Below are 13,164 nucleotides of genomic sequence, written 5' to 3'. Positions count from 1 at the left end.
TAAAATTTATAATATGAAGGCGAGGGGTTTTAATTTATTGGAGCTCATAATTACCATTTCTATCATTGCTATTTTGGTTGCCATAGCGATCCCATTATATTTTGATGCCATAAAACAAGCCAAAAGAAATGCTCAACTTGAGAACATGAGAATTATAAAAACATCCTTAGAATTATATTACTTAAAAAATGGAGTCTATCCAGATGGAGGATCTGATCCTACTGGAGATGCCTGGGCCTTTACAACCTATTTTTTTAATAATCCTCAATATTTTCCAGAACCCTTAATATGCCCATATAACAATAAACCATACAATGTAATCTTTTGGCAGGATTATTATACTGACTGGGATTCTATTTGGGACTGGATAGAAAGTACTAATAATTATCATCATATATATTACAGGTCTGATAACCCTACTAAAAATTACGCCCTTACTTATTACTCTCGTTGATTAAAAACCCAAAAGTATAGTAAGATAACTAAATAGATAGATATTTTGAATATAAGGAGGGATTTTTGTGCCCAAGGTATTAATCATATATGATAGTGTTTCTGGTAATACAAAAAAGATGGCAGAAGAAGTGGAAAAAGGAGTAAAAGAAGTAGAAGGAGTTGAGGTTACTCTAAAGCACGTAGATGAAGCAAAACCTGAAGATCTTTTAAATTACGATGGAATTATAGTTGGATCTCCAGCTTATTGTGGTACCCTTACATGGAAACTTAAAAAATTCTTTGATGAAAGTGTTAGCGTAGCATGGGGAAAAGTAAAAGGAAAAATTGGAGCAGCCTTTTCCTCTTCAGGAGGACTTGGAGGAGGCAACGAAGCTACTCTCTATTCCATATTAACCATTCTTATGAATTATGGATACTTAGTATTTGGACTTCCAGACTACTCAGCTCCAGGTGTTACAGCCCATTATGGAGCTGTCTCTGTTGGATATCCAAAGGAAGCAGAACAAAAAGCTTGCAGACTTCTTGGTAAACAGATGGCAGAATATGTAAAGATGATAAGTTGTGGAAAGGAGAAATAAAATGAAGGTTAAATTTTTACTAAGTCCAATAGCCTATGATGTGGAAAATAAATTAAGAGAAGCAAAAGAATACTTTGGAAAATATATCACTTTAGAAGAAAGTGAAAATCCTGATGCTTTAATATTACTTACAGGAGGAACTGAAGAGCTGTCTATACCTTATTTAAAAGATGGCCTTTATCTACTTCCTTTTGGTACTTTTAACGGCTTAGCTGCAAGTTTAGAGATACAGGCATATGCTAAAGAAAAGGGAATAAAAACCATATTAATTCCAAATCCCGAAGAAAAGACCATGAAAATTTTAAAAACCCTTGATGAGATAAAAAATAAAAACATAGGGATCATAGGAAAACCAAGTGATTGGCTAATAAAAAGCGGAAATTATGATATATTAAAAGAAATAGGATTAAATATTATAGAAATTTCCCTTACCGAGGTAGAAGAAAACATGGAAGAAGACACAGAACTTGCCAATAAAATATGGAACTTATCAAAAGAAAAAAAGATATCTTTTAAAGAACTGATAAAAGCAACCAAAATTTATTCAGCCTTAAAGAAAATTATCCGAAAATACGACCTAATTGCCCTTACAATAAGATGTTTTGATCTTGCTATAAACCTTAAAATTACAGGATGTCTTGCCTTATCTTTACTGAATGCGGAGGGAATTATAGCAAGTTGTGAAGGAGATACAGAAGCTCTTGCTACCATGCTATTTTCCTATAAATTAACTGGAAAAACACCATTCATGGCTAATTTGGCAAGGATAGATGATGATACATATACTTTTGCTCACTGTACAATTGCAGTAAATGTTCCTGAATATTTTAATCTTAACACCCATTTCGAAACCTTGAGTAGTGTAGGTATAGAAGGACATATAAAAACAGACAAAATTACCATATTAAGACTTGGGAAAAATCATAAATTTACTGTATTTACCGGAGAAGTAGTAGAAAAATCTTGGGAAAATAATATGTGCAGAACTCAAATATCTGTAAGGATAAAGGAAGAAAGATTCTTAAAAAACCCCATCGGCAATCATTTTATTATCCTCTTAGGGGATGAGGAAGATCTCATAAGTAAATTGGAAAAGATTGGATGGGAAAGAGTATGAAAAGAAAAGTATTAATAACAGGTAGTAAAGGTTTTTTAGGAAGCTATTTTTCAAAAGAGTTTGAGGAAGAGGAAATAATTCCTATAAGTCATCAAGATATGAACATCGAAGATAAAGATACAATTGATAAAATTATAAAAATAAAACCAGACTTAGTAATACATCCTGCAGCCATAAGATCTCCAGACATATGTGAGGAAGATAAAGAAAAAGCATGGAAAGTGAATGCAATAGGTACCAAACATTTAGCCATTGCTTGTGCTCTTTTAGATATACCTTTTATTTATATAAGTACTGATTATGTTTTCTCAGGAGACAAAGATACCCCATACACAGAATTTGACCCACCAAATCCTATAAATACCTACGGAAAAAACAAATTATATGGAGAGATTTTTACAAGAGAATTTTGTAAAAAATATTTCATCATAAGAACTTCTTATGTATTCGGTGAATATGGAAATAATGCTCTAACCCAGATATATAATACCTTAAAAGAAGGAAGAGAAGTTCATCTCAGTAATTATCATTTTGCATCTTGTACCTATGCAAAAGACTTAGTAAGAAAAGTAAAAGAGCTTTCCTATACCCAACTTTTCGGTACATATCATATTGTCAATAAAGGAACCATTACAAGATATGACTTTGCATGTAAAGTAGCAGAAATAGCGGGCTTTTCAAAAGACAAGATTATTCCACTTAATCCAGAAAACTTTAAAGCACCTGCTAAAAGACCACTTTATTCTGTATTAAGAAATTATATCTTAGAGCTTTATAATATGGATGATATGCCTTACTATGAAGAATCCTTAAAAAAAGCAATAAATAACTTATCATAATTCATAGAAAATTTTTCTTACCTGATCCATATCAATAATTTTATTGTTTAATCTAGCTTCTTCAGCAGAAAAAGCCATAAGATGGCTTTCAATAGACTCTTCTATGTTTGATAATGTATCTTTTACCTCTCCCTTCAGTACTTTAACAAACTCGTCTATAATTCCCTCATCACCACCACTATGCCCTACCATATCTCTAAAAGGTAAATTGAGACTTATCATTTCTTTTCCTTTACCAAAGTATTTCACTTCAATAACATTATTATCTAAATCCCCATAAATCTCTCCATGAGTACAATAAATATTAATTTTTCTTGTAATTTTCGCTGTAAATGCTGTCATGGTAAAGGTTGCATATATGGAATTTTCAAATTTTAACGAAACAACTTGATGGTCTACCACATTATTATCAGAGAAATAAACACACCTTCCATAGGGACCTTCTCTTAAGGCTTTAAGCCTTCCTTCTAACGATAAATCTTCAGATATCACAGAAACAGGCCAACCTGTATAATCTACAAGATAAATTTTCTTAGCATCATAAGGACAATCATCAATCTTACAATCTAAACACCTTTCTACTGCTCCAGAAGGAGCTTTCTCCTTCCTAAAATGTACTAATTCTCCATAGGATGATAAATATTTAACCTTTTCTCCCACTAAAAAGAGAAGAATATCTAAATCATGACAACTTTTAGCAAGAATAGAAGGAGCTGATGTATCTTTATTTCTCCAATTTCCCCTTACAAAACTATGGGCAAAATGAAAAAAGCCAATATTTTCCACAAGATTAATACCCACAAGATCTCCGATTACCTTTTTCTTCAAAAGCTCCCGCAACTTTTGAAAAAAGGGAGTATATCTTAAAACATGAGCTACAGTTATACTTGCATTATATTTTTTGGCCTCTCCATAAAGATCTTTGATCTCTCCCATATTTACTCCAATTGGCTTTTCGAGAAGAACCTTATATCCCTTCTTTATAGCAGCCTTTGCAGGTGCCACATGCATTATATCCATAGTAGTAATTATTACACCATCAGCAAATTTTTCTCTCTCAAAAACCTCTTCCCAACTTTTAAATTGATATTCCTTTGGTATATTATGTTCTCTCGCAAACCTTTCCCTTCTTATATCATTTGGTTCTGCTACCGCTACAACCTTTATATCAGGCCTTTTCAAAATAATCCTTCCATAGGCTTCATAGCCTCTATTTCCAGCACCTATCATTATTACACTCACTTTATCCATTTTCCTCACTCCTTTCTATCTTCTTTAGATTCTCAATAAAACTATTATCAGGATAATATCCATGATAGTTAACATAGGCATAAACAATAGCTCCAAGGACTGGAGAAAGTTGGGGAGGTCTTACCTTGTATCCTTCTTCATGAAGGGCCTTTATAAATTCTGTCCTCATAATTTCATTCTTTTCAATTACACTTCCACTATATGTTACAACTGGATACATAAGTCTTAACTTCTTCTTTACTGTAACCACTGTTAAAACTAATTCCTTTGCAGACTCCTTCAATATTTTTATAGCCTTTTTCTCTCCTTTTAAAGCTATCTCATAGGTAATCTTTGCTACTGATGCTATCTCTGACCTTTTATCCTTATTAGGATCATATATAAAGTTGATAAAATCTAAAGTATCTTTTAGACCTAATTCTTCAAAAAGCATTATGGAAAGTAATGACTTTTTAGATCTTCCATCAAGTTCTTTACTTACTTCCCTCAGAGTTTCTACCCCTATATAATAGGCACTTCCCTCATCTCCGATAATACTTCCCCATCCACTTACTCTTACTTCTCTATTTCCTTTTCTTCCGTAAGCAATAGTTCCTGTTCCTGCCACTAAATGGATTCCATCCCTTGCTAAATTCCCACCAGCCCAACCTACTACTACATCATTTACAATAAAATTAGGCTCAATTTGTACCTCTTCTTTTATTATCTTTCTTAACATTTTTATATCATCTCTAAATTCACCAACCGCAGGAAGTCCAAAACAAGATATAGTCTCTTCTGGTTTTATTTCACTCAATAATGGAGTTAAAAGTTCCCTTATGTTTTTCCTAAAAATCACTTCCCCATTTTCTAGTATATTGGTAGGCCCCGAAATATTTTTAAATACAAGCTTACCCTTATCATCTACAATACAAGCTAAGGTTTTTGTACCTCCTCCATCAACTCCAAGATAATACATACTTAAACCTACCCCTCTATTTTATACTTACCTTTAATATATTATTTTCTTCAATTATCTCACCTATTTTATTATCAGGATCTGCCTTTAAATATAGTTCGGATATATCAATCCCTTTAGGAAATTTATATTCTATCTCTTTAACTTCATTAGGTTTTAATTCATCCACAAAGAATTTTTCCAAAACATTATTATTAGAATCAAGAACCCAAACTTCCACATTTTTTGCAGATAAGAGTCCGGCATTTCCTATTCTAAAATATATTCTATCTTTCTTTTTTGTGATTTCATATTTTCCAAAATGAATTTCTGGCTTATTTGGATAACCTATAAAAAGTACTCTTGCTCCTTGAAAACCAAACTTTTGCTGTATAAAAGGAACATCAGGATCATTATCATACATTTCTTCCTTCTTTATTTTTACCTCGTAAGTTTTAAAGACCTCACTATCTCCAACAGGTATGGAGGCAATAAATGGCCAGTTTTGTCCATTATATGTTGTTATTTTTAATGCCAAATCCTGTACTCCTCCATCATAAATAGTAACATAGAATATGGAGTCCTTTTTCTCTTTAAAAGTCAAAATTACTCCTGCGCTCCACCCCTCACACTTTCTTGCAAAAGTACCATAAATATTTTCCAAATCTTTCCATCCATCCCCATATATATAATTCTTATCATTTTTTCCCATAATTACTAATTGATCTATATTATCTGTAGTATATTCCCTTGGTTTAACAGGTTTACTTAAATCATATATTTTTGAAATGTATAAATCAGTAATTGCACCTAAAATACCGTATTTTTGCCATTGATTCTTAATATAATTGATAAGATCTATATCATCTTCTTCACTATAATCTAAAGCTAATATAATATACCCATATTTTTCTGCAAGATCCTTTTGCCTTTTTACTAAAGCATCTAATATGACATTTTTCTCATATTTTCCTGAAACAAAATTATATCCACTAGCAAAATCTTCCCATAAAACTGCATCTATATATTTTCCTGTATTTTCAAGAAGTTGAAACCCTCTATTTTGTATTAAAATAGCATTAGGAAAAGTATCTCTTATCCTTTTCACCAGGTTTACCATTCCAGGTCTTGTGTCTGGATAAATAACTGCTGTATCTAAGGTGTCTAAGAAAAAGCCATCATATTCTTTTTCATTGATTAAATTTTTCATCTTATTCAATACAAGATTTTGCCAAAAATCACACCTTGCATCAATAAACCATGAGTTCCAGTTTTCATTTTTCCCAAGAACACAATTTTTGGGTATACCGATAGTATTTGGATCCACATCTGATTCACCAATAGTAACATATACTACTACCTTTATTCCCTTACTTCTTAAATATTGTACTTCCTCCTTTGTAAGGGTATAATCTTGTATTACTACAAGATCATATTTCTCTAATTTATCCACATTGCCTTTACCGTAAAAGAACACAAAATTCTTTATATCCTTCAAGGGATTCTTTCTTAAACCATTATCAGCCCAAATATCATTTTCTATATACAAAAGAATAAGGAGTAAAAATAATACTAAAAAAAATCTTGAAAACCTCCTCATAAATTCTCACCTCTTTTAAATAAAAAGGGGATAAGGAGAATTCCCCCTTATCCCCATTAAATTTATTTCGTTAGAACTTTTCCAATGGATCTACTAAAATTAAGTTACCCCAGAAAGTTGGATTACCCCAGTTAGGACTTGATCCAGGAGCAGAACTCATCATCATTTCCTGATCTAACTTACCAGGAGTATCAGTATCGCTAGGAGAGAATGCAAATCCCATAAGAAGATTAGGCTCAGGTTTTACCTTTAATAATGTCCATGGAATTGCAAATTCCAAGGTATATCCTCCATCTATCTTCTTTGCAGCAAGTTGTACTTTTTTAACATCTTCTGTAAGAACAGGTGGAGTCCATACCCAAACTTCAGGATCTAAAAGATCAAAATCTCCAGGGCTTATTCCAAATTGAAAATCGTCTTTATTGTTTTTCTTATCTTCAAAATCTCCTTGAAGATCAGTATCAAACCAGAGCTCTAAGTGGTCTCCCTGCCAAATATTTTCACCAGTAGCAAGCTGTACAATACTTTCATCCTTTACTATAGCTCCAATATAAAGGTAATTCTTATCCCATACCATGTAATATACTACTGATAGATCATCGGGTCCTTTCCAATTTTCGGGAATATAATCTACATCTTGCTTTAATCCCACATAATATCTTGGAGATAAGAAATATTCAGAAACTGAAACATCTCCGTCTACCTTAGGTGGTGTAGTTACATAAGGAGCATAATGGGTCCATGTTCCCTGTCTTAATTTTATATTTTCACCAAAGGATATACTCACCACTATAAGAAGAATTAAGGAAATCACTAAAAACCTTTTCATTTAAAAACACCTCCTATATTTCTTAAATAGTATTGAAAATAGAAATTTTAAATATTTTTTTATCACCCCCTACTTATTTAACTTATCCCAAGCTTCTTTTAATATTTTGTTTACTCTTTCTTCTGCTGTCTTGGCTGCTTTCTCTATATCTACCCTCCCTTGCCATGCATATCCTAAGGTGGTCTCTAACATATTGTTCCACTCAAGCCAGGATGGAGTAAAATTTAATGACTTTAATTGTCCTTTCTCATATAACTCAAATATCTTTAACGCCGGCCTTATATTCTCCTCATCAAAATATACCCTCGTCTTTGTCTTCAATGCTGGTATGGCCTGATACCCTTTACCCATTATCTCCTGCCCTTTCGGTCCTACCGCAAACTTTATAAACTCCCATGCCTCCCTGGGATATTTCGACTTCGAGTATATGGCTAAGGATAACTGGTTTACTGTCATGTGCCTACCCGCTGGACCACTTGGTATTGGTGCTATCCCCCACCTAAAAGGTAATTTCTTATACCCCACTATAAAGGATGTGATCCCTGTGGTCATCGCAAAATTCCCTGTCATAAATGGGTCTGCTAATCCTTGCATAAAACTCTCTGATGGACATACCTTATATTTATACCTTATATCATACATGAACTTTAATCCCTCCAAAGATTTAGGATTTGAGTATATTACACATGCTCTCCTATCCTTTGTTAATATCTCTCCCCCTGCACTCCATATGATGGGATACAATCCTCCTTCACCCCATGTTGGTATATATAAACCCCAAATCTCTGGAGTTCCATCTTTATTCTCATCTATTGTTAACTTTTTTGCTGCATCCAACCATTTATTCCAGTTCCATGTCCAATCAGGATATCTTACCTTATACTTGTCAAATAAATCTTTGTTGTAATACATTACACCTCCAATGGTAATATCCCTTACCATAGCATACTTCTTGCCATTCCATTCACATACCTCAGGAGTATAATAATAGTTTTTTAGATTTATCTCTTTATTCATCCAATCAGTAATATCTAAAAATACACCTTTTGAGGCCAAGTCGATGAAATAGGCTCCACTTATAAGCATTACATCAGGAGCATTTCCTGCAGCAATCCTATTTTGTAGCTGTTGCCAATAAGCTCCCCATGCTGCCGATTCTAATCTTACAAAGATCTTATTCTGGGATTGGTTAAAAGATTCAACTATCTTTTTCTCTATCTCTATTTCCTTTAGATCTCCCCACCTCATGTAGACTATCTCTATTCTGTTTTGAGCCTCCAAAGGTATAATTAAAAGGAGACTTACAAGAAGCACACTTAAGAACCTTAATTTTTTCATTTTTTCTTAACCTCCCCTTCATTTATTTAATACCAGCTTGAAGCATAATACCCTCAATAATGAACTTTTGAGTAAATAAAAATAAGATTAAAATAGGCACAACAGCTATCGTGGCACCTACCATTATATAATTCCAATACCCAAAACTTTGTCCTTGAAGAAAGGAAAGACCAGCAGTTAAAGTCATTTTGTTAACATCATTAAGATAAATCAAAGGACCAAGAAAGTAATTCCATTGATTAATAAAGGTTAAAAGTCCCACAGTTACCGTAACAGGCAAAGATAGAGGAACATATACATTTTTAAATATGTACCAGAAGGACGCTCCATCAATTTTAGCTGCATCTAGATAAGATTGCGGTATACTCCTATAATATTGTCTCAAAAGAAATATCATATAAGGAGCTCCTGTAAAAGTTGGAACCCATAATGGTTTTAATGTATTTATCCAACCTAAATATCTAAAAAGTATATATTGAGGAATCATTGTAGTATGAAAAGGAACCATCATAGTTAAAAGAAGAAGAGAGAACCAAAAACTCTTTCCTTTAAAGTTTATAACTGCAAAAGCAAAAGCTATAATAGAAGAAGAAACTAATACCCCTATAGTGGACATTACAGAAAGAAACATAGAGTTTTTGAACCACGCCCATACAGGAGCCATCTGAAAGAGTTCACTATAATTTTCCCAACGAACCTTAGAAGGGAAAATGGTAGGAGGAAATTTAAATATTTCTCCCCAATCCTTTAAAGAGGTAAAAAACATCCAAAGAAAAGGTAAAAGCATAATAATACTTAAGGCTATCAGGATCACCATTATTATATAATCAGCTAACATTGATCTTTTCATTTTCTCTAATCTCCTTCACCATAAAAGACATATTTCTTTTCTAATTTAAACTCTATATAGGTAACTAAAAGGATAACATTAGTAAGAACCCATGATATAGCGGATGCTTTTCCAATTTTAAAGTATTGAAATGCATTTTGGAAAAGATAATAAACGATAGTCAAGCTATGTTCATCAGGTCTTCCATTAGTAGCAATATAGGATATATCAAAAACTTGGAAAGCCCATATAAAGGAGGTAACAATAACAAAAAAGGTTGTTGGAGATATAAGCGGTAAGGTAATCTTAAAAAAGATATCCCACTGATTTGCTCCATCTATCTCTGCAGCCTCATATATCTGGGGATCAATTGCTTGTAAACCTGCTGTAAAAAGAACAATATTATATCCTAAACCTCCCCAAACTGATATAATTATCAAAGATGGAATAATCCAATTTGGATCTCCTAACCAATTAGGTCCATTTATTAAAAACAATTTTTTAAGAAGAAAATTAACCACTCCCACAGTAGGATGTAAAAGCCATACCCAAACAACAGTATTAGCAACCGCAGGAGTAATCGAGGGAATAAAATATATGGATCTTAAAAATGAAAATATTCCTTTTGGTCTATTCATAAGATAAGCTAATAATAGAGATAGGAATGTCACTATAGGAACAGAAAAGCTAAAAATTAATGTGTTCCTAAAAGATTTCCAAAACATATCATCTTGAAGAAGATTTATAAAATTGCCAAGCCCTATAAATTTAGGAGGAACAATAAGATCCCATTCAGCAAAAGCCAAGAATATAGAGAAAAGTAATGGTCCAAGGCCAAAGAAAATCAACCCAAATAACCAAGGGCTTAAAAATATATAACCTACTATATTCTCAATTTTAGAGGCTTTTGTATTTTTCATTGTAAAATACCTCACTTATTTAACTTATCCCAAGCTTCTTTTAATATTTTGTTTACTCTTTCTTCTGCTGTCTTGGCTGCTTTCTCTATATCTACCCTCCCTTGCCATGCATATCCTAAGGTGGTCTCTAACATATTGTTCCACTCAAGCCAGGATGGAGTAAAATTTAATGACTTTAATTGTCCTTTCTCATATAACTCAAATATCTTTAACGCCGGCCTTATATTCTCCTCATCAAAATATACCCTCGTCTTTGTCTTCAATGCTGGTATGGCCTGATACCCTTTACCCATTATCTCCTGCCCTTTCGGTCCTACCGCAAACTTTATAAACTCCCATGCCTCCCTGGGATATTTCGACTTCGAGTATATGGCTAAGGATAACTGGTTTACTGTCATGTGCCTACCCGCTGGACCACTTGGTATTGGTGCTATCCCCCACCTAAAAGGTAATTTCTTATACCCCACTATAAAGGATGTGATCCCTGTGGTCATCGCAAAATTCCCTGTCATAAATGGGTCTGCTAATCCTTGCATAAAACTCTCTGATGGACATACCTTATATTTATACCTTATATCATACATGAACTTTAATCCCTCCAAAGATTTAGGATTTGAGTATATTACACATGCTCTCCTATCCTTTGTTAATATCTCTCCCCCTGCACTCCATATGATGGGATACAATCCTCCTTCACCCCATGTTGGTATATATAAACCCCAAATCTCTGGAGTTCCATCTTTATTCTCATCTATTGTTAACTTTTTTGCTGCATCCAACCATTTATTCCAGTTCCATGTCCAATCAGGATATCTTACCTTATACTTGTCAAATAAATCTTTGTTGTAATACATTACACCTCCAATGGTAATATCCCTTACCATAGCATACTTCTTACCATTCCATTCACATACCTCAGGATCATAGTAATAGTTTTTTAGATTTATCTCTTTATTCATCCAATCAGTAATATCTAAAAATACACCTTTCGAGGCTAAATCAATAAAATAAGCACCATCCATGAGTATTACATCAGGAGCATTTCCTGCAGCAATCCTATTTTGTAGCTGTTGCCAATAAGCTCCCCATGCTGTCGATTCTAATCTTACAAAGATCTTATTCTGGGATTGGTTAAAAGATTCAACTATCTTTTTCTCTATCTCTATTTCCTTTAGATCTCCCCACCTCATGTAGACTATCTCTATTTTACTTTGTCCAAATAAAGGTAGGCCTATCAAAATCAAAGTTATCAATAGAAAAATAAATCTCTTCATTCTTTAACCCCCTTTAAAACTTCACTACTTTGGAAAGATTTCTTGGACTTTCCACATTTATATTCTTATAATAAGCTATCTTTAAGCCAAGAATCTGTCCCCATAATACCTTAAGGAAGATGCTTTCTGGCAAATAAGATACAGGAATGTGATCTCCATTATCCCCAATAGTAATAACCTTTGCTCCATAAGATTCTAATTCTTGTATAAGATCTTCTTCTTCTTTTAATCCTCTTCTAAAGAGAGATACTAAAAAACCCTCTTCTACTAGTGATTTAGGACCATGTCTATATTCAAAAGTAGAATAAGCCTCTACCTTTGATAGAGACATTTCTTCCAGTTTTAAGGCAGATTCTCTAGCAATTCCCTCTTCCACTCCAAGTCCCAAAAAGACATAATGTTTAAAATTTAGATTCTCTTCAGCTATCTCTTCCATTTTTTGAATAATCTCAGGTGTCTTTTGCACAAGCTTTCTATAAGTATTAAAACCTTCTCCCATCATATAACTTGCAATAAGTTCTAAAGACAAAAGAATTCCAGAGAAAGATTTTGTCATCACAATAGAATCTTCCCTAAAAGGAAGTACTATGCTTACATCAGATATTTTTGTTAAAGAACTCTCGGGTTCCAAAGTTATGCCTAAGGTTGGAATATTCATTTTTCTAAAAACTTTTCCTGCTCTAATCACTTCTGTTGATTCTCCTGATCGAGATATTAAAATAGCTGATCTTTTTAAAGATTTATTTCCTATATTCTCATGGTATGCAAAATATATTTCTCCCCCAGGAAGAAATTTTGTCTCCTTCCCTGTTTTTAATGTAAAAAATCTACTAGCAGAAAGGCTTAAATATAAGGATGTACCACATCCTATAAAATAAATTAGATCATTTTCCAAGATAAAAGATGGTATCTTTTCCTTAGCAAGGTAATTCTCCACATATTCAAGGGTAAGAGGCAAAATTTCAACTTGTTCTTTTATCTCCTTTTCTACTAAAGACATTTTTTACCTCCTTTATCTTGAGGATTAATACCTCTTTTTTAACTTTTGATCATTTATAGCCCATATATTGATTGTTTTTAGATTATTATAGATAGTATTTGATAGTTTGTCAATGTTTTCAAAAAATAAATTTATCACAAACGTTCTTCTTTGATTGACAAAAAATACACTAAGTTTATAATTTTTACTAAAAATA

13 protein-coding genes are annotated in these 13,164 nt (G+C 32.9%); 4 read left to right on the top strand and 9 right to left on the bottom strand.

Features of this window, described 5'->3' with window-relative positions; all coding sequences use genetic code 11:
* Window positions 1-13 precede the first annotated feature (13 nt).
* The 4 genes from ACY3IT_RS01935 (at window position 14) to rfbD (ending at window position 2,990) form a co-directional block, all read left to right on the top strand.
* Complete coding sequence (locus tag ACY3IT_RS01935) at window positions 14-454, top strand: type II secretion system protein (protein ID WP_463083110.1); 441 nt, start codon at window positions 14-16, stop codon at window positions 452-454.
* 67 nt (window positions 455-521) lie between these two features.
* Window positions 522-1,034, top strand: a complete 513-nt coding sequence (locus ACY3IT_RS01930) for a flavodoxin family protein (RefSeq protein WP_463083109.1) — start codon at window positions 522-524, stop codon at window positions 1,032-1,034.
* A gap of 1 nt (window position 1,035) precedes the next feature.
* Window positions 1,036-2,151 (top strand): hypothetical protein, encoded by a 1,116-nt coding sequence (locus ACY3IT_RS01925; RefSeq protein WP_463083108.1) that lies wholly within the window; start codon window positions 1,036-1,038, stop codon window positions 2,149-2,151.
* Window positions 2,148-2,990 (top strand): dTDP-4-dehydrorhamnose reductase, encoded by an 843-nt coding sequence (gene rfbD, locus ACY3IT_RS01920; protein WP_463083107.1) that lies wholly within the window; start codon window positions 2,148-2,150, stop codon window positions 2,988-2,990. Before ACY3IT_RS01925 ends, rfbD begins: the two co-directional genes overlap by 4 nt.
* Here rfbD and ACY3IT_RS01915 read toward each other — a convergent pair.
* The 9 genes from ACY3IT_RS01915 to ACY3IT_RS01875 form a co-directional block, all read right to left on the bottom strand.
* On the bottom strand, window positions 2,985-4,241 hold the full coding sequence (locus ACY3IT_RS01915) for a Gfo/Idh/MocA family protein (protein ID WP_463083106.1): 1,257 nt from the start codon (window positions 4,239-4,241) through the stop codon (window positions 2,985-2,987). The two genes, rfbD and ACY3IT_RS01915, sit on opposite strands and share 6 nt — an antisense overlap.
* Window positions 4,234-5,199 carry an N-acetylglucosamine kinase gene (locus ACY3IT_RS01910; RefSeq protein WP_463083105.1) on the bottom strand — a complete coding sequence of 322 codons (966 nt, stop codon included), beginning with the start codon at window positions 5,197-5,199 and terminating at the stop codon, window positions 4,234-4,236. Before ACY3IT_RS01910 ends, ACY3IT_RS01915 begins: the two co-directional genes overlap by 8 nt.
* Before the next feature lie 16 nt (window positions 5,200-5,215).
* Entirely contained in the window at window positions 5,216-6,778 is a 1,563-nt protein-coding gene (locus tag ACY3IT_RS01905) for an endo alpha-1,4 polygalactosaminidase (RefSeq protein WP_463083104.1), read from the bottom strand.
* Window positions 6,779-6,848: 70 nt separating this feature from the next.
* Entirely contained in the window at window positions 6,849-7,607 is a 759-nt protein-coding gene (locus ACY3IT_RS01900) for a sugar-binding protein (RefSeq protein WP_463083103.1), read from the bottom strand.
* A gap of 69 nt (window positions 7,608-7,676) precedes the next feature.
* Window positions 7,677-8,945 (bottom strand): ABC transporter substrate-binding protein, encoded by a 1,269-nt coding sequence (locus ACY3IT_RS01895; protein WP_463083102.1) that lies wholly within the window; start codon window positions 8,943-8,945, stop codon window positions 7,677-7,679.
* 22 nt (window positions 8,946-8,967) lie between these two features.
* The gene (locus ACY3IT_RS01890; RefSeq protein ID WP_463083101.1) at window positions 8,968-9,795 is read right to left on the bottom strand and encodes a carbohydrate ABC transporter permease; all 828 of its coding nucleotides are present in this window, start codon (window positions 9,793-9,795) and stop codon (window positions 8,968-8,970) included.
* A 5-nt stretch (window positions 9,796-9,800) separates the two neighbouring features.
* Window positions 9,801-10,694 carry a carbohydrate ABC transporter permease gene (locus tag ACY3IT_RS01885; RefSeq protein ID WP_463083100.1) on the bottom strand — a complete coding sequence of 298 codons (894 nt, stop codon included), beginning with the start codon at window positions 10,692-10,694 and terminating at the stop codon, window positions 9,801-9,803.
* An 11-nt stretch (window positions 10,695-10,705) separates the two neighbouring features.
* On the bottom strand, window positions 10,706-11,968 hold the full coding sequence (locus tag ACY3IT_RS01880; RefSeq protein ID WP_463083099.1) for an ABC transporter substrate-binding protein: 1,263 nt from the start codon (window positions 11,966-11,968) through the stop codon (window positions 10,706-10,708).
* 13 nt (window positions 11,969-11,981) lie between these two features.
* Entirely contained in the window at window positions 11,982-12,968 is a 987-nt protein-coding gene (locus ACY3IT_RS01875) for an SIS domain-containing protein (RefSeq protein WP_463083098.1), read from the bottom strand.
* Between the last annotated feature and the right edge of the window lie 196 nt (window positions 12,969-13,164).

This window comes from Dictyoglomus sp. GBS, assembly GCF_055179815.1.
This window is presented reverse-complemented; position numbering and strand designations above follow the sequence as displayed.

Coding starts and splice junctions, on each gene's coding strand:
- ACY3IT_RS01915 (WP_463083106.1), bottom strand. CDS start 4,241: ATGGATAAAGTGAGTGTAATAATGATAGGTGCTGGAAATAGAGGCTAT.
- ACY3IT_RS01905 (WP_463083104.1), bottom strand. CDS start 6,778: ATGAGGAGGTTTTCAAGATTTTTTTTAGTATTATTTTTACTCCTTATT.
- ACY3IT_RS01900 (WP_463083103.1), bottom strand. CDS start 7,607: ATGAAAAGGTTTTTAGTGATTTCCTTAATTCTTCTTATAGTGGTGAGT.
- ACY3IT_RS01880 (WP_463083099.1), bottom strand. CDS start 11,968: ATGAAGAGATTTATTTTTCTATTGATAACTTTGATTTTGATAGGCCTA.
- ACY3IT_RS01925 (WP_463083108.1), top strand. CDS start 1,036: ATGAAGGTTAAATTTTTACTAAGTCCAATAGCCTATGATGTGGAAAAT.
- ACY3IT_RS01935 (WP_463083110.1), top strand. CDS start 14: ATGAAGGCGAGGGGTTTTAATTTATTGGAGCTCATAATTACCATTTCT.
- rfbD (WP_463083107.1), top strand. CDS start 2,148: ATGAAAAGAAAAGTATTAATAACAGGTAGTAAAGGTTTTTTAGGAAGC.
- ACY3IT_RS01895 (WP_463083102.1), bottom strand. CDS start 8,945: ATGAAAAAATTAAGGTTCTTAAGTGTGCTTCTTGTAAGTCTCCTTTTA.
- ACY3IT_RS01910 (WP_463083105.1), bottom strand. CDS start 5,199: ATGTATTATCTTGGAGTTGATGGAGGAGGTACAAAAACCTTAGCTTGT.
- ACY3IT_RS01875 (WP_463083098.1), bottom strand. CDS start 12,968: ATGTCTTTAGTAGAAAAGGAGATAAAAGAACAAGTTGAAATTTTGCCT.
- ACY3IT_RS01890 (WP_463083101.1), bottom strand. CDS start 9,795: ATGAAAAGATCAATGTTAGCTGATTATATAATAATGGTGATCCTGATA.
- ACY3IT_RS01885 (WP_463083100.1), bottom strand. CDS start 10,694: ATGAAAAATACAAAAGCCTCTAAAATTGAGAATATAGTAGGTTATATA.